Source organism: Streptomyces nigrescens, from assembly GCF_027626975.1.
Taxonomy (GTDB): domain Bacteria; phylum Actinomycetota; class Actinomycetes; order Streptomycetales; family Streptomycetaceae; genus Streptomyces; species Streptomyces nigrescens.
Genome location: NZ_CP114203.1, coordinates 1,899,844 through 1,915,121 on the forward strand (window position 1 = coordinate 1,899,844; position 15,278 = coordinate 1,915,121).

Here is a 15,278-nt window from a genome sequence, read left to right on the forward strand (position 1 = left end):
ATGGCGGTGCAGCGGATCCCCGCCGTTCGGGCGGCCGTCCAGATCATGAAGGACGAGGGTGTCGGGACCGTCTTCAGCTGCTCCGGTGCCGCCCTCCTCCCGCTGTATGCCGCGATGGAGGCCGGCGGTATCGGGCGGCTGCCGGTGCGCCGCGAAGAGGCCGCCGCACACATGGCGTTCGGCTGGGCCCGTACGAGCGGGAGGCCCGGCGTCGCCGCGGTGGCCGCGGGTCCCGGGGCGGCGCGGCTGGTCACCGGACTGGACGCGGCCCGGCAGGACGCCGTCCCCCTGGTCTGTATCACCGGCCGGGCGGACACCGGCCCGGACGGCTCGCCGCACCACGCGACCTGCCGGCCGCCGGATCTCGTCCGGCTGGCCGGTCCGGTCACCAAGCGCGCCGAGCGTATCGAGGATCCGGCGCGGCTTCCGGGGGCCTTTCGCGAGGCGTTCCGGATCGCGCGGGAGGGCCGCCCCGGACCGGTCCTGATCGATGTCCCGGCCGAGTGGGCCGTGGCGGAGATCGGCTACGACGCCGAGCGCGACGCCGGGGCCGGCTTCCGGCCGCCACGGGCCGGACCCGTGCGCGGTGCGGCGCCGCGGCCGCCTGTCCCGGCGTCCGGGGTCCCGGCGGAGATCGCCGGGCTCTTCGCGCCGGACGCCCATGTCGTCAGCGGTACGGCGGGCGCCTGCGCCCGCAGCGGCCCGCCCGGCTGGGAGGTGCCCGCCGCGATCGGCGTCCGCACGGCGCTGGACTCCCTGGGCGAGCGGGAGGCCGAGGTCGTGGCGGTCATCGACAGTCAGGATCTCCCGGCCCTGGCCGAGGAGTTGGCGACCGCGGCGCAGCACTCCGTCCCCTTCGTACTGATCATGCTCACCCCTGTGCTCACCCCACCCGGCCACGAGCCGGACTTCCCGGACCACGTGAAGCTCGTCGAGGCGTACGGCTGCGCAGGCCGGTACCTCGCGGGTCCGGCGGATCCGGCGGAGCTCCGCTCGGCGGCCGAGTGGGCACGCAAGGAAGCCGTCTCCACGCGGCGGCCGGTCCTCCTGGAGGTCCGGGCCGTCTAGAGGCTTCCCCTCCGCTTCCGGGCGGCGGCCGCGCCGACACTTGTCCTGTCGCGCCCAGGTGTGGCCGCCGTCCGGAACACCCTCGGACACCCCCCAGGTTTGTTTCAACAAACTGTTGACGTTTGGTCGGAGCGCTTCTTACGCTCCGACGTGCGGAAGCCAACTTCCGCGCTCTCGTACGGAAGGTCACCATGTCGAAGCCCACGCTGACGGCGCGCTTTCTCACTACGGAGGCTGGCGCCCCCGTCGCCGACAACCAGAACTCCGCCACCGCCGGCGTCGGCGGCCCGATCGTCCTCCAGGACCAGCACCTGCTGGAGAAGCTCGCCCGCTTCAACCGCGAGCGCATCCCGGAGCGCGTCGTGCACGCCCGTGGTTCCGGGGCGTACGGCTACTTCGAGGTGACCGATGACGTCACCGGCTTCACCCACGCCGACTTCCTCGACACCGTCGGCAAGCGGACCGAGACGTTCATCCGCTTCTCGACCGTCGCCGACAACCTCGGTGGCCCGGACGCGGCCCGGGACCCGCGGGGCTTCGCCCTGAAGTTCTACACCGAGGAGGGCAACTACGACCTCGTCGGCAACAACACCCCGGTGTTCTTCATCAAGGACCCGATCAAGTTCCCCGACTTCATCCACTCGCAGAAGCGCGACCCCTTCACGGGCAAGCAGGAGCCGGACAACGTCTGGGACTTCTGGGCGCACGCCCCCGAGGCGACCCACCAGATCACCTGGCTGATGGGCGACCGCGGCATCCCGGCCTCCTACCGCCACATGAACGGCTACGGCTCGCACACCTACCAGTGGACGAACGCCGAGGGCGAGGCCTTCTTCGTCAAGTACCACTTCAAGACCAACCAGGGCATCCGCTGCCTGGACGCCGAACAGGGCGCCGAGCTGTCCGGCAAGGACCCGAACAGCCACCAGACCGACCTGCTGCAGTCCATCGAGCGGGGCGTGTACCCCTCCTGGACCCTGTATGTGCAGATCATGCCGGCGGCCGAGGCGGCCGACTACCGCTTCAACCCGTTCGACCTGACGAAGGTGTGGCCGCACAGCGACTACCCGCTGCAGCGCGTGGGCCGCCTGGTCCTGGACCGCAACCCCGACAACGTCTTCGCCGAGGTCGAGCAGTCCGCGTTCTCCCCGAACAACTTCGTGCCCGGCATCGGCCCGTCCCCGGACAAGATGCTCCAGGGCCGGCTGTTCGCCTACGCCGACGCGCACCGCTACCGCCTGGGCGTCAACCACACCCAGCTGCCGGTGAACGCCCCCAAGGCGACCACGGCCGCCAACTACGGCCGGGACGGCCTCATGGCGACCAACGGCTACGACCGGTACGCCAAGAACTACGAGCCCAACTCCTACAGCGGCCCGGTGCAGACCGGCCGGCCGCTCTCCGCCCCGCTCGCCGTCAACGGCCACGTCGGCACCCATGAGGCCCCCGCGCACACCAAGGACGACGACTTCTTCCAGGCCGGTGAGCTCTACCGGCTGATGTCACAGGAAGAGAAGAAGCGTCTGGTGAACAACATCGCCGGCGGTCTCTCCCAGGTCAGCCGCGACGACGTGATCGAGAAGAACCTCGCTCACTTCCACGCCGCCGACCCCGACTACGGCAAGCGCGTCGAGGCCAGGGTCCGCGAACTGCGCGAGGACTGACGGGAGGTCAGTTCCTCGTGCGTCCGTACCGGCACGGCCCGTTGAGGGGTGGCCGGCCGGTACGGAGCGGGAGCGTGGGCTCCGCGGCATACGGGGAGCACGCAGTGCGGTGGCAGCGCTCGCCCGACAGGAAGGGTGAGCCGCTCCCCCGCCGCGGAGCCCGCCTCCCCCCCCCCCCAGTCTCCGTCCGGCGGTGCGATGTCCTGTCGCGCCCGATTGCCCGCGCTGCCGGACGGAAACCACTGCAGGGCCCGGCATCCGTACGGTCACGGACGCCGGGCCCTGTGCGATGTCACCCGTACGAGAACGATCCCTGTGCGCCGCGATGCGCTCCCTCCGTGCACCGTGGCTCCCCGGCGTTCTCCCCCGCCTGGGACTCTCCGCCCCAATTCGGCCCCCGCCGACCGGTTTTGGAGGGACCATGGAGCCAGCAGCAGATCCGACCTGTCTGCCGCCCGACCTGCCAGGAGCCGACCATGGCCGAGAGCGTGCCGGTGCGGTGCCCCACGTGCCGCCGCGAGAACGCCTTCACCCCGCCCACCTTCCCGTGCGCCTGCGGTGCCCCGCTCACCCTGCCCGTACTGCGCGGCGGGGTACCCGTCGAGATACTGCACCGCACCTGGCAGGCCTCCTGGGTGGAGGTGCGCTGTGAGGTCTGCGGACGTCAGGACGAGTGGCCGGCGCCGGAGTCCGGCTGCGCCTGCGGCACGGTCGTCCGGGTCCCGGTCGCCCCGGCGCCCCCTCTGCCGCCGCCGAACTTCCCCTCGTCCGGCCGCCCCGCGCCGAGGCCCGCACCACCGCCCGCCGCCGACCCTCCGCGCGCCGTCCTGCGGCCCGCGTTCCGCCCGGTCACGATCCGCACGGCCCGCGACTGTGTCACCGCCGCCGAGCAGTATCTGAAGTGGCTGGGCTACGCCGATGCCGCACGGACCCGGGAGCGCACCGCCTCCGGAGTGGATCTGCGCGGGACGGGTGTGGTCGCCCAGGTCGACCCGACCACCCACGCCACCAAGCTGCGCGAGATCGAATGCGTCTGGCTCAACGGCCTCAACGACTCGGCCGTCGCGGTCTTCTTCTCCCTCGCCGGCTACGCCCGCGACGCCCGTGCCCGCGCCGACGAACTGCACATCCCCCTGTTCGTCATGGACCTCACGGGCACCCCGCAGCCGGTCAACGACCCGGCCGACGAGCTGATCAAGTACGGCGCGGCGGGACGGTGACGGGGCCGTCCGCGGCCGCCGTCGTCAGCCGTCCCGGCTGGGTAGCCGAAACCCGCACCGGTCTGCGCCTCGATCCGTCCGACGGCACCCCCGCCGCCGAAGTGGCCCGCGAGTACGTCGCGCACCTCGACGCCCGCGCGTCGGACGGCCGGCTGCGGTGAGCCTCCGGGCGTCACCGCCCACGAGCAGCCCACCGGCCGCCCACGGAAACCGCTCGCCCCCGCCCCCGGAACCCGCGACACTGACCTCGTGATCATCCAGGTACCCGCCCTCGACGAACTGCCCGCGCTGCGCGCCATCGAGCGGGCGGCAGGGGAGCCCTTCCGCGCGCTCGATATGGCCTCGGTCGCCGACGACGAGCCGCCCTCACCGGAGCAGTTGACGGAGTTCCAGCGGGCGGGGCGGGTGCTGGCCGCGTACGAGGAACCAGGACCCGGCCGAGAGGGCCGCCGCCCGGTCGGCTATCTGCTCTGGGAGCCGGTCGACGGCTGCACCCATATCGAGCAGGTGTCGGTCCACCCGGACCGGGCCCACCGCCGCATCGGCCGGGCGCTCATCGACCGGGCGGAGCGGGACGGCGGCCCGGTCCCGCTGACCCTGACCACCTTCACCGAGGTGCCGTGGAACGCGCCGTATTACGCCCGTATCGGATTCCGGATCCTCCCCGAGGCCGAACTCACCCCGGGACTACGGGCGATCCGCGCCCATGAGGCGGCCCTGGGCCTCGACCGCTGGCCACGGACCGGGATGCGCCGGGAGCCCGGCTGGTCCGGCTGATCCGGCTGGTCCGGCTGGTCCGGCTGGTCCGGCTGGTCCGGCTGATCTGGCCGATGCGGCCGGTCCGGCCGGTCCGGCCGGTCCGGCTCCCGTCAGGGCCCCGTGTCCCCGCTGGGCCGGGCCGTTCGCCAGGGGGCATCGGCGCGGGTGGGACGTGCGTCGGCGGCGAGCCGGAGGGCGTAGACGCTGCTGTCGCCGTCGTCGACGCTGCCGTCCGCGTCGTCGAGGACGGGCCCGAGATAGTGATGGCCGGTCATATGGCACCAGGCCGGCAGATCGAGCGGAGCGGCCGGATCGGTCGTGATGACGTGCACGACGGTGCCCGGCCCGGCTCCGGCGATCGCGGCCCGCAGCCGCAGGAGGAGCGCGACGCAGAGCAGTCCGGTGCCGTCGACGGTGAGGTCCGCTTCCGGTGCGGGGCCGGGGGCCGCCGGGGAGGTGGCCGTCACGCGCGGGGTGTCCCGGTGTCGTGACATCCGTCCTCCGCACGTGCACGCGCCACGGCATCGCCTGCCGCTAACGCAGGGAACTCCGGGACATCCATCGCTTCCTCTTCTCTGTGCGGGCCGGCAGATTTTCTGTGCGGGCCGGCAGACCCTTGCTTCGCTTTCCGAAACACTACTCATTCTTCGGCGATGTGAGAATCGAAGCAATGAAGAGGCCGCGTCCGGCCCCCGGCCGCGAGAATGGCAGGATGATCGACGCGAACACCCTGCGGGCCGTCTGCCTGGACTTCAATGGCGCGGCCGAGGAATTCCCCTTCCCGCGACACCCGGATGTGTCGACGTTCAAGGTCGGCGGCAAGATCTTCGCGCTGACCACGCTGACGGACGCCCCGCTCACCGTGAGCCTCAAGTGCGAGCCGGAGCTGGCGGAGCGGCTGCGGGCGGCGCACCCCGAGGTAGTGCCGGGCTACCACCTCAACAAGCGGCACTGGAACACCGTTTCCCTGGACGGCGGCCTGCCCGACCGGCTCGTGCTGGACATGATCGAGGACTCGTACGACCTCGTGGTCGCCTCGCTGCCCAAGGCCCAGCGCCTGTTGCTCGACTGGCCGGGAGAGCGGCGGGCCTGACCACCGGCGGCGTAGGGCGTGTCCGCCGACCCGCTCTGGCCGCCCCGCCTCTCCGACCTGCTCGCACCGTGGCGGGGCGCGGCCGGCCCCGCCACGGCGCCCGGGCCGGTCGCCCTGGGGTACGTCCCGCAGGAGGCGGCGCGGCCGCGCTGAGCACCCCGCGCCCGGCATCCCGGGCGCGGGATCACTGCGGCACCCGCCCCAGCTCCCTCGCCAGCCGCTCGCGCAGTTCGACCTTGCGGACCTTGCCGCTGACGGTCATCGGGAAGGCGTCGAGCACCTCCAGGTAGCGCGGCACCTTGTAATGCGCGAGCCGGGAGCGGCAGTAGCGGGCCAACTCGTCGCGGGTGAGGGGGTCTTCGGGGTCGCGGAGGATGACGCAGGCGGCGATCTCCTCGCCGTACTTCTCGTCGGGGACGCCGACGACCTGGACATCGGCGATCTTGGGGTGGGAGTAGAGGAACTCCTCGATCTCGCGCGGGTAGACGTTCTCACCGCCCCTGATGATCATGTCCTTGATGCGGCCGACGATCCGGACGTAGCCGTCGTCGTTCATCACCGCGAGATCGCCGGTGTGCATCCACCGGGCCGCGTCGATGGCCTCGGCGGTGCGCTCGGGGTCCTCCCAGTAGCCGAGCATCACGCTGTAGCCGCGGGTGCACAGCTCCCCGGGGGTGCCGCGGGGCACGGTCACCCCGCTCGTCGGATCGGCCACCTTCACCTCGATGTGCGGCAGCACCCGGCCGACGGTCGCGGTGCGGTGGGCGAGGTCGTCGTCACGGCGGGTCTGGGTGGAGACCGGTGAGGTCTCGGTCATGCCGTAGCAGATGGAGACCTCGGTCATGTGCATCTCGGCGACCACCCGCTTCATCACCTCCTCGGGGCACGGCGAGCCCGCCATGATGCCGGTACGGAGGGAGGAGAGGTCGTAGGAGGCGAAGTCGGGGTGGTTGAGCTCGGCGATGAACATGGTGGGGACGCCGTAGAGGGAGGTGCAGCGTTCGTCCTGGACGGCCCGCAGGGTGGTGGCGGCGTCGAAGGCGGGGGCCGGGATGACGATGCAGGCGCCGTGCGAGGTGCTGCCGAGGTTGCCCATGACCATGCCGAAGCAGTGGTAGAAGGGCACCGGCAGACACACCCGGTCCTGTTCGGTGTAGGCGAGGGTTTCGCCGACCCAGTAGCCGTTGTTGAGGATGTTGTGGTGGGAGAGGGTGGCCCCCTTGGGGAAGCCGGTGGTGCCCGAGGTGTACTGGATGTTGACCGGGTCGTCGGCGGTGAGCGCCTTTTCGCCGTCGGTGAGCCGGTGCTGCGGGACGGTGGCGCCGGCGGCCAGCAGCCCGCCCCAGGTCGGATCGTCGATGTAGACCACCTCGCGCAGCGCCGGGCTCTCGGCACGTACCTGCTCGATCATCCGGCGGTAGTCGCTGGTCCTGTGGTGGGTCGCGGAGACCAGGAGGCTGATGCCGGCCTGCCGCAGGACATAGGCCAACTCGTGTACGCCGTAGGCGGGGTTGACATTGACGAGTATCGCCCCGATCCGCGCGGTGGCGTACTGGACGAGGACCCATTCGGCGCAGTTGGGTGCCCAGATGCCGACCCGGTCGCCCTTGGAGACGCCCTTGGCGAGCAGACCGAGCGCCACCTCGTCGACCGCACGGCCCAGTTCGGTGTAGGTCCAGCGGCGGCCGCTCTCCACCTCGACCAGCGCCTCGCGCTCGCCGAACCGGGCGATGGCGCGGGCCAGATCGGTGCCGATGGTGTGGCCGAGCAGCGGTCGCCCGGAGGCCCCGCAGGCGTACGACAGCTCCTGGTGCTGCTGGCTCATCGGTGGTTCTCCTCCCAGTACTCGGCACCGCCGTCGCCCTGCGCGGTGCGCTCGCGCAGCTCGATACGGCGGATCTTGCCGGAAACGGTCTTCGGCAGGTCGGCGAACTCCAGCCGCCGGATGCGCTTGTAGGGGGCCAGGACCGCGCGGGAGTGCTCGAAGATCAGCTTTGCGGTCTCCGGGCCGGGCGACCATCCGGCTGCCAGCACCACATACGCCTTGGGGACGGCCAGCCGCAACGGGTCAGGGGCCGGCACCACTGCGGCCTCGGCGACCGCCTCGTGCTCCAGCAGGGCGCTCTCCAGCTCGAACGGGGAGATCTTGTAGTCGGACGCCTTGAAGACATCGTCGGCGCGCCCGACATAGGTGATCCAGCCGTCGCGGTCGCGGATGCCGATGTCGCCGGTGCGGTAGTAGCCGTCGGCCATCGCCTCCGCGGTGCGTACCGGGTCCCCGTGGTAGCCGGTCATCAGGCCGACCGGCCGGGCGGAGAGGTCGAGGGCGATCTCCCCCTCGTCGGCCGGGGCGCCGCTGACCGGGTCGAGAAGGACGACGTCGAAGCCGGGGGTGGGACGGCCCATGGAGCCCGGCTTGACGGTCTGGCCGGGGGTGTTGGCCACCTGGACGGCGGTCTCGGTCTGTCCGAAGCCGTCCCGGATGGTGACGCCCCAGGACTGCCGCACCTGCTCGATGATCTCCGGGTTGAGCGGTTCACCGGCCGCGACGATCTCCCGCGGCGGATGGCGGAGGGCGGACAGATCGGCCTGGATGAGCATCCGCCAGACGGTCGGCGGGGCGCAGAAGCTGGTGACCTGGGCCCGGTCCATCTCCGCCATCAGCCGGGCCGCGTCGAAGCGGGTGTAGTTGTGGATGAAGACGGTGGCCTCGGCGTTCCAGGGCGCGAAGAGATTGGACCAGGCGTGCTTGGCCCATCCGGGCGAGGAGATGTTCAGATGCACATCGCCGGGCCGCAGACCGATCCAGTACATCGTCGCGAGATGGCCGATGGGGTACGAGGAATGGGTGTGCTCGACGAGCTTGGGGCGGGCGGTGGTGCCCGAGGTGAAGTAGAGCATCAGGGCGTCGTCCGCCCGGGTCGGGCCGCTCGGCTCGAAGGCCTCGGGGCTGTCGTAGGCCTCCTCGTACGCCAGCCAGCCGTCCGGCGCACCGCCGACCGCGATCCGGGTGTAGCCGCCGGGCACATCGGCGAACTTGGCGGCGTCCGCGGCGCGCACGATGACATGCCGGGCCCGGCCGCGGTCGATCCGGTCGGCGAGATCGGCGGGGCCGAGCAGCGGGGTCGCGGGGATGACGACGGCGCGCAGCTTCATCGCGGCCAGTGCGCTCTCCCACAGCTCCGCCTGGTTGCCGAGCATCATGACGATGCGGTCGCCGGCCCGTACCCCGTTGGCGGACAGCCAGTTGGCGGCCTGGTCGGAGCGGCGGCGCATCGCGTCGAAGCTCAGCTTCGTCTCGCTGCCGTCCTCCTCGACGAGGTGCAGCGCGGTGCGGTCGTTGCCGTGGGCGAGGGTGTCGAACCAGTCCAGAGCCCAGTTGAAGCGCTCCGGGCGGGGCCAGCGGAACGCCGTACGGGCCGCGTCATAGTCCTCCCGGTGCCGCAGCAGCAGGTCCCGCGCCGCCCGGAACTCCTCGGTGGCGTCCGGTGCGCGCCCCGTCGCCCCGGCTTCCGTGTCCGTCATATGTCCTCCTCATTGCCGCACCGCTACCTGCCATCGTGTAATCAGTGGCGCAGGTCTCACCACCCCCGAACGGGGGGAAGCGGAGGTTTCGGCGTGCGGCTCGACCCGGGAGCGAACGAGGCGGTGGACGTACGGGCGGCGCTGTCGCGGCTGCGGCGGGCCGGCGGCCTGCCGGTGGCGTTCGGCGGTCTGCTGGCCGGTGCGGGGCGCTACCGCATCAATGAGCTGGCCGGTACGGAGACCGCGGTGCTGCGCGGCCTGGACATCGTGCAGGGCAACGGGCTGGGCGGGAAGGCCGTGGCGCTGTCCCGGCCACTCGCGGTGACCGACTACAGCACGTCCTCGGTGATCAGCCATGAGTACGACGCCGCGGTGGCCGCGGAGGGGCTCCGGTCGGTGCTCGCGGTGCCGGTGATCGTCCGGCGGCGGGTGCGCGGGGTGCTGTACGGGGCGCTGCGCCGCCCGGTGCGGCTCGGCGACCGGACGGTGTCGGCGGCCATGGAGGCGGCACGGGAGCTGGAACAGGCGCTCCTGCTCCAGGACGAGGCGGCGCAGCTGCTGTCGCTGGCCCTCCCCCGAGCTCTTCATGAGCAGGGGGGACCCCCGTCCACCGCCGGCGACCCGGCGCGCTGGGAGGAGGTCCGGGAGGCGCACGGCGAACTCCGCGGGCTGGCACAGCGGGTCGGTGATCCCCTGCTGCGGCAGGAACTGCTGGCGGCGTGCGGACGACTCGCGGCGGCCTCCTCACGACGGCCCGGCGCGGAAGGTGACGCCCCTGCCCTGTCGCCCCGAGAGGTGGATGTACTGACCTGCGTGGCATCGGGCGCGACGAACGCGGAGGTGGCGGAGCGGCTGGGTCTGCGCCCGGAAACCGTGAAGAGCTATCTCCGCTCCGCCATGCGCAAGTTGGGCGCCCACACCCGCCTCCAGGCAGTGATCGCGGCACGCCGGGCGGGGGCGTTGCCGTAGGGCGGGGCGGCACGGCTTCGTCCGGCTGGCGACGCCCGGGCGCCCGGCCCTCCCCAACTGCGGCCGCCCAGGACTCAGATCCCGGAGCCTGCACATGGCGCATATGAGGCCCACGAGCGAGCCCGGTCAGCTCCGCTCTCGTGGGGTATTGCGTGCAGCATCACGTCACAATCAACCGGTAGACCACCGCACAACTGGCCACCAGCAGAACGACAATGACCCAGGCGGCGCCGGCCCGGGCCAGACCCATTCTGATGGCGCCTACGCACTCGACCAGAGCGATCACTGAGGCCAGCAAGCCGATGCCGCCGACCACCACGGCGGTCACATATGCCCACGCCTGGTCACCCAGAGTGTGCAACAGCAGCAGGGCGACAGCGAGCGGGACCACTGGCCAGGCATCGCCTCGGACAGAGGCCTTGGTCTCAGACCGTGCTGGATACGAACTGTCGCTCATGTCTTCCTTGGGTGTTTTGGAGGTGCAATATTGATGAAGCAGTTTCATACAGGAGCGCGGCCGGCGGAACAGTGAATCCCGCCAGCCGCTGATCACCTGCGGTGGCATTGCACCGGCTGACTCACAGGCCGATGAAGTCCCGCATGGCCGAGGAGATCTCGTAGACCGATGCACCGACCTCGATCGCCTTGCGGACGAGCCACGGCACGTACTCTTCCTATGCCTTCTTGAAGGCCTCGAAGCCGCCTCGGACAGGGCGGCACTCGTTAACGCACCCTGCTCAGCGATGTGCACGTCGGCGGCCGAGGTGACCGCACGATGGGTGTCCACGCCCCCGTCTCCCCGCGGCGCCCCCCGGGCCAATTCCCTTGCCGCCCCGCCGTCGTCCGGACATCATCGCCCCATGATCGATGCCACCGCACTCGCCGAGAAGCCGGTACTCACCGGCGTCCGGATCCGTCTCGTACCGCTGGCGATACGGCATGCGGCCGCCTTTCATGCCGCGTGCCAGGACCCGGAGACGCGTCGGCTGACCGGTACCCACCATGACTTCACACTGGCGGAGTTGGAGGCATGGTGCGCCGGCAGCGCCGGGCGGGCGGACCGTCTGGACCTGGCCATCGAGGACCGGGAAAGCGGTGACTTCCTGGGTGAACTCGCGCTGAGCCAGATCGATCCGCCGAACGCCCACGGGAGCTTCCGGATCGCCCTCGTCCCGGAGGCCACCGGCCGCGGTGTCGGCAGCGAGGCGACCCGGCTGCTGCTCGGCTACGCCTTCGACCGGGTGGGCCTGCACCGCGTCCAGCTGGAGGTCTACGACTACAACCCGCGTGCCCGGCGGGCGTACGAGAAGTGCGGCTTCGAGGTGGAGGGCCGGATGCGGGAGGCCCTCTTCTGGGACGGCGCGTGGCATGACGTGCTGGTGATGGCGGTGCTGCGGACGGGGCGGGGCGGGGGCGCGGGCGCGGGCGCGGGCTGAGGGCCGGGCCGCAGATGGGTCGGGGGCGGCCCCCGGCGGCCCCGGCCCGCCGCAGGCAGACGCCCCGGCCGGCCCGCGCCCGCCGGTCAGTCATTGCCCCCGGTGAAGGGCAGCCACTCGGTCTCCAGCGCGGCGTCCAAGCGGCGGACCGCGCCCGGGGTGTGCTCGGTGACCAGCCCGGCGTGGACGAAGCGGCGCAGAGGCGTACCGCCGAGGTAGGAGGAGGCCAACTCCCGTACGTCCAGGGAGAGATCGGGTGCGGCGTCGGTGGGCAGCCAGGTGGCGCCGTCGGGGTCGGCGGTCAGCCGGAAGCGGCCCGCGTTGGCCGGTAGCGCGGTGTCGCGCAGATCGAGGACGAGGTCGACGGGAGCCGCCCAGGAACGGGCGGTCAGCGCGGCCCGGACGTCCACGAGCCGGATCCACATGGAGGGTTCCTGGCCGGTGACGCGTACCTGGTCGCGGTCGGCGACGAGGCGCAGGAGCGGGTCGTCGGCGGGGCGGGCCTGGATCCGTACCGTCGAGGTGAGGTCGATCGAGGCGAGGTAGGACCACAGGGCGGCGGCGGCCGGTGCGGTATCCGCCTCCAGTTCCTCGACGAGGACCGCTCCGGGCCGGTCCTCGCCCGCGCCGCGGGTGCGGTAGACCGCATAGCCGGCCGGTACTTCACCGGGGGCACCGAGCACCACCACCCGCACCGCGCCGAAGCCGTCCCGGTCATCGCCGCCGCGCGCCCCGTCGAGGTCCAGCACATGGTCGCGCCACCACGCCGCGTCGCGGGTGAAGCGGCCGGCGCGCTGCGTCAGCGTGGCGTCGTAGCGCGGTGCGAGCAGGGCGGGCGCGTCCGCCGGTTCGATCAGCCGCAGCGGGCGACTGTCGGGGGTGACACGCAGGGCGAGCGGGCGCGAGGAGTCGATCTCGATGCGGTACGACTCGGTGGCGGCACCGAAGCCGAAGCGGCCGTAGATGCCGCTCTCGGACGCCCAGAGACAGGACACCGGCCGCCCCTCGGCGGCACAGCGGCGCCAGAGCTCGTCCATCATCGAGGTGAGGATTCCGCGGCGCCGGTGGGTGGGCGCGACCGAGACGAAGTCCAGTGCCGCACAAGGGAGTTGACCACCCGGGACGGAGAGGGTCAGCCGGTGCGCGGCGGCCACCCCGCTCAGCCGCCCGTCGTCATGGGCCCCGATACGGGAGCAGGCCCGCAGCAGCTCCCGGTGGTACGCGCGGGTCTTGTCGGCGGGTTTGAGGTGGAAGGCGAGATAGACCAGGTCCAGGGCCTGGTCGAGGTCGGACTCGGGGATGTCCCGGAGCTCCGTGGTCACACGCGCGTCGTCGTCACTGGTCACCCGGGGACGCTAACGCGGCGTCCGGGGAGCTTCATCTGTTTTTGCCGCCGCAGGCGCCGGCCCGGGTCGGCACCCACGACCCGTCCCGCGGCAATCAGCCGTGGAAGCGCCGGTCCGTCATGGTGTGCCGGACTCCGTGTCGCGCTCGTCGTAGGCGGCGCGGGCTGCCGCGATTTCCGTCTGGTGTTCCTCGGTCCACGTCACCAGGGCCTGAATGGTGTCGTGCAAGGTGACGCCCAACGGCGTCAACTCGTAATCCACCCGCGGCGGCACGACGGGGTGGACGGTGCGGCGGACGAGCCCGTCACGCTCCAGCTGGCGAAGGGTGACGGTCAGCATCCGCTGGCTGATGCCGTCGATCTCGCGACGGAGTTCGGTGAAGCGCAGCACCCGCCGGTCGAGCAGGGCGATGGCGAGCAGTGACCACTTGTCCGCGACCCGGTCGAGGATCTGGCGGACCTCGCAGCCCTCGCGGACGTCCCACTGGCGCGCATCGTTGTCGTGGTCGGCGGGGGCCGCCGCCTTGGTTCCCTCAGGGTGCGTCAGTGACTTCGAAGTGCCTTCTTCCATAGCTCTTCACGGTGCCGCACGATGCGGTCAGTAACAAGAGGTAACCGACTACGTGTCCAGCACCGAGCCCCCCATTGACCGAGGAGCACTGTGATGTCCCGATCCGCGGCACCGTCCTGGGCGTTGCTTCTCGTCCTGTGCGGGGCGGTCTTCCTGGAGGGGCTCGACATCGGCATGCTGAATGTCGCCCTCCCGCCGATCCGCGCCGAACTCGGCCTCGCCACCGGCGAGTTGCAGTGGGTGATGAGCGGCTACGTTCTGGGCTACGGCGGGTTCATGCTGCTGGGCGGGAGGGCCGCCGACCTGTTCGGCCGGCGTCGGATGTTCCTGGTGCCGCTGACCGTGTTCCTGGTCTTCTCCGGGTTGGGCGGGCTGGCGACCGAGGGCTGGATGCTGATCGCGGCCCGCTTCGTGACCGGCGTGTGCGCCGCGTTCATGGCGCCGGCCGGGCTGTCGATCATCACCACGGGCTTCCCGGCCGGACCACGCCGCGATCGTGCCCTGCTGGTCTACTCGGGCACCGCGGGCGGTGGCTTCTCGATCGGGCTGGTGGCCGGCGGGCTGCTGACCGCCGCCGACTGGCGCTGGGTGTTCTTCGCCCCGATCGCGCCCGCCCTGCTGGTGCTGCTCGCCGCGCTCCCGCTCGTCCCGAAGGACTCCGCCCCGCGGCAGCCCCGTCCGAGGGTGGATGTGGCCGGTGCGATCACCGTCACCGTGGCGGTGCTGCTTCTGGTCATGACCGTGGAACAGGCGGCTCACGCACCGGCGTTACGGACCATGGGGACCCTCGCCGCGGCCCTCGCCCTGCTCGCCGTCTTCGTCACGGTCGAACGGCGGACTCCCACGCCCCTGCTCCGTCCGGGCATCCTCCGCTCCCGGCCGCTGGTGCGCGCCGGCGTCATGGGGCTGCTGTTCACCGCCGGCTTCTTCGGCTTCCAGTTCCTCGCGGTGCTCTACCTCCAGGAGTTCCGCGGCTGGTCGGCCGCGGAGACCAGCTTTGCGCTGCTGCCGATGGGCGCCGACGCGGTACTGGCGCCGACGCTCACCCCACGCCTCGTACGGCGCTTCGGGCATGCCCGGGTGATCGTCGCCGGCCTGCTGCTCGCCGCGCTCGGCTATGCGTTGTTCCTGCCGGTCGGCGCGGACTGGACCTATGCCGCGATGTTTCCGAGCCTGCTGCTGGTCGGCATCGCCTTCGCGCTGGTCCACGGGCCGCTGGCGATCGTCGCCACGGACCGCGTCGCGTCCTGTGAACAGGGCCTGGCAGGTGGCCTGTTATACACCTCGGTCCAGTTCGGCGCGGCCCTCGGGCTGTCGGCGGTCACTGCCGTGACCACCGTCGCGAGCGGCGGCGACATGCCCCTCACACCGCTCGCGGGCTACCGCGCGGGCCTGATCGTCCCCACCGCGGCAGTCGTCATCGCCCTGCTCATCGGGGTGCTGGGGATGCGTGAACGGCGGCCCGGACGTGCGGTACGGAGCGGTCGGCGGGCGAGCGGCTCCAGCGAGCCGGCGGGCACCGGCTCGGTCACCCGGCCGAAGTAGGAGGAAGAAGGCGGTGGCGGGAAGTCGCCTCGGCCGGTCGCGGGCCGGACGGCCGCGGAGACGCTCTCCGCCGCTCCACCGGC

The 15,278-nt window shown here is 71.8% G+C and carries 16 protein-coding genes; 10 read left to right on the top strand and 6 right to left on the bottom strand.

Annotated features, from left to right (window positions below; translation table 11 throughout):
• The 5 genes from STRNI_RS08610 to STRNI_RS08630 all read left to right on the top strand — a co-directional run bounded on the left by STRNI_RS08610 (position 1) and on the right by STRNI_RS08630 (position 4,729).
• Positions 1 to 1,068 carry a thiamine pyrophosphate-binding protein gene (locus STRNI_RS08610; protein ID WP_277410867.1) on the top strand — a complete coding sequence of 356 codons (1,068 nt, stop codon included), beginning with the start codon at positions 1 to 3 and terminating at the stop codon, positions 1,066 to 1,068.
• 206 nt (positions 1,069 to 1,274) lie between these two features.
• The gene (locus STRNI_RS08615; protein ID WP_274740684.1) at positions 1,275 to 2,732 is read left to right on the top strand and encodes a catalase; all 1,458 of its coding nucleotides are present in this window, start codon (positions 1,275 to 1,277) and stop codon (positions 2,730 to 2,732) included.
• A 476-nt stretch (positions 2,733 to 3,208) separates the two neighbouring features.
• Complete coding sequence (locus STRNI_RS08620) at positions 3,209 to 3,952, top strand: hypothetical protein (RefSeq protein WP_093648668.1); 744 nt, start codon at positions 3,209 to 3,211, stop codon at positions 3,950 to 3,952.
• Positions 3,949 to 4,113, top strand: coding sequence for a hypothetical protein (locus tag STRNI_RS08625; protein ID WP_159485416.1), 165 nt, complete (start codon positions 3,949 to 3,951; stop codon positions 4,111 to 4,113). The genes STRNI_RS08620 and STRNI_RS08625 overlap by 4 nt, the downstream gene beginning before the upstream one ends.
• An 88-nt stretch (positions 4,114 to 4,201) precedes the next feature.
• A complete protein-coding gene (locus tag STRNI_RS08630; RefSeq protein WP_274738759.1) occupies positions 4,202 to 4,729 on the top strand; it encodes a GNAT family N-acetyltransferase in 528 nt (175 codons plus the stop codon).
• A 92-nt stretch (positions 4,730 to 4,821) separates the two neighbouring features.
• Here the strand turns inward: STRNI_RS08630 and STRNI_RS08635 are convergent, their stop codons facing one another.
• A complete protein-coding gene (locus tag STRNI_RS08635; protein WP_277410868.1) occupies positions 4,822 to 5,205 on the bottom strand; it encodes a sulfurtransferase TusA family protein in 384 nt (127 codons plus the stop codon).
• A 218-nt stretch (positions 5,206 to 5,423) separates the two neighbouring features.
• Between STRNI_RS08635 and STRNI_RS08640 the strand changes: the two genes are divergently transcribed.
• Positions 5,424 to 5,804, top strand: a complete 381-nt coding sequence (locus tag STRNI_RS08640) for an MmcQ/YjbR family DNA-binding protein (protein ID WP_018089120.1) — start codon at positions 5,424 to 5,426, stop codon at positions 5,802 to 5,804.
• An 18-nt stretch (positions 5,805 to 5,822) separates the two neighbouring features.
• Positions 5,823 to 5,957, top strand: a complete 135-nt coding sequence (locus STRNI_RS08645) for a hypothetical protein (RefSeq protein ID WP_277410869.1) — start codon at positions 5,823 to 5,825, stop codon at positions 5,955 to 5,957.
• 31 nt (positions 5,958 to 5,988) lie between these two features.
• Here STRNI_RS08645 and STRNI_RS08650 read toward each other — a convergent pair whose 3' ends face one another.
• Both STRNI_RS08650 and STRNI_RS08655 read right to left on the bottom strand, forming a co-directional pair.
• On the bottom strand, positions 5,989 to 7,629 hold the full coding sequence (locus STRNI_RS08650) for an AMP-binding protein (protein WP_159485420.1): 1,641 nt from the start codon (positions 7,627 to 7,629) through the stop codon (positions 5,989 to 5,991).
• Positions 7,626 to 9,329 (bottom strand): AMP-binding protein, encoded by a 1,704-nt coding sequence (locus STRNI_RS08655; RefSeq protein ID WP_277410870.1) that lies wholly within the window; start codon positions 9,327 to 9,329, stop codon positions 7,626 to 7,628. The genes STRNI_RS08650 and STRNI_RS08655 overlap by 4 nt, the downstream gene beginning before the upstream one ends.
• A 93-nt stretch (positions 9,330 to 9,422) precedes the next feature.
• Here STRNI_RS08655 and STRNI_RS08660 point away from each other — a divergent pair, with 93 nt between their 5' ends.
• Positions 9,423 to 10,298 (top strand): helix-turn-helix transcriptional regulator, encoded by an 876-nt coding sequence (locus tag STRNI_RS08660; RefSeq protein WP_266443338.1) that lies wholly within the window; start codon positions 9,423 to 9,425, stop codon positions 10,296 to 10,298.
• A gap of 160 nt (positions 10,299 to 10,458) precedes the next feature.
• Here the strand turns inward: STRNI_RS08660 and STRNI_RS08665 are convergent, their stop codons facing one another.
• The gene (locus STRNI_RS08665) at positions 10,459 to 10,851 is read right to left on the bottom strand and encodes a hypothetical protein (protein WP_277410871.1); all 393 of its coding nucleotides are present in this window, start codon (positions 10,849 to 10,851) and stop codon (positions 10,459 to 10,461) included.
• A gap of 307 nt (positions 10,852 to 11,158) precedes the next feature.
• Between STRNI_RS08665 and STRNI_RS08670 the strand changes: the two genes are divergently transcribed.
• Positions 11,159 to 11,734: a GNAT family N-acetyltransferase gene (locus tag STRNI_RS08670; RefSeq protein ID WP_277410872.1), complete on the top strand. Its 576-nt coding sequence runs from the start codon at positions 11,159 to 11,161 to the stop codon at positions 11,732 to 11,734.
• Between the two features lie 86 nt (positions 11,735 to 11,820).
• Here STRNI_RS08670 and STRNI_RS08675 read toward each other — a convergent pair whose 3' ends face one another.
• Together STRNI_RS08675 and STRNI_RS08680 are read right to left on the bottom strand one after the other, a co-directional pair.
• Positions 11,821 to 13,080 carry a GNAT family N-acetyltransferase gene (locus tag STRNI_RS08675; RefSeq protein ID WP_277410873.1) on the bottom strand — a complete coding sequence of 420 codons (1,260 nt, stop codon included), beginning with the start codon at positions 13,078 to 13,080 and terminating at the stop codon, positions 11,821 to 11,823.
• 117 nt (positions 13,081 to 13,197) lie between these two features.
• Positions 13,198 to 13,650: a winged helix-turn-helix transcriptional regulator gene (locus tag STRNI_RS08680; protein ID WP_018089061.1), complete on the bottom strand. Its 453-nt coding sequence runs from the start codon at positions 13,648 to 13,650 to the stop codon at positions 13,198 to 13,200.
• A gap of 93 nt (positions 13,651 to 13,743) precedes the next feature.
• Between STRNI_RS08680 and STRNI_RS08685 the strand changes: the two genes are divergently transcribed.
• The gene (locus STRNI_RS08685; protein WP_277410874.1) at positions 13,744 to 15,195 is read left to right on the top strand and encodes an MFS transporter; all 1,452 of its coding nucleotides are present in this window, start codon (positions 13,744 to 13,746) and stop codon (positions 15,193 to 15,195) included.
• Positions 15,196 to 15,278: the final 83 nt, after the last annotated feature.

Coding starts and splice junctions, on each gene's coding strand:
- STRNI_RS08620 (WP_093648668.1), top strand. CDS start 3,209: ATGGCCGAGAGCGTGCCGGTGCGGTGCCCCACGTGCCGCCGCGAGAAC.
- STRNI_RS08670 (WP_277410872.1), top strand. CDS start 11,159: ATGATCGATGCCACCGCACTCGCCGAGAAGCCGGTACTCACCGGCGTC.
- STRNI_RS08640 (WP_018089120.1), top strand. CDS start 5,424: ATGATCGACGCGAACACCCTGCGGGCCGTCTGCCTGGACTTCAATGGC.
- STRNI_RS08650 (WP_159485420.1), bottom strand. CDS start 7,629: ATGAGCCAGCAGCACCAGGAGCTGTCGTACGCCTGCGGGGCCTCCGGG.
- STRNI_RS08635 (WP_277410868.1), bottom strand. CDS start 5,205: ATGTCACGACACCGGGACACCCCGCGCGTGACGGCCACCTCCCCGGCG.
- STRNI_RS08685 (WP_277410874.1), top strand. CDS start 13,744: ATGTCCCGATCCGCGGCACCGTCCTGGGCGTTGCTTCTCGTCCTGTGC.
- STRNI_RS08655 (WP_277410870.1), bottom strand. CDS start 9,329: ATGACGGACACGGAAGCCGGGGCGACGGGGCGCGCACCGGACGCCACC.
- STRNI_RS08610 (WP_277410867.1), top strand. CDS start 1: ATGGCGGTGCAGCGGATCCCCGCCGTTCGGGCGGCCGTCCAGATCATG.
- STRNI_RS08680 (WP_018089061.1), bottom strand. CDS start 13,650: ATGGAAGAAGGCACTTCGAAGTCACTGACGCACCCTGAGGGAACCAAG.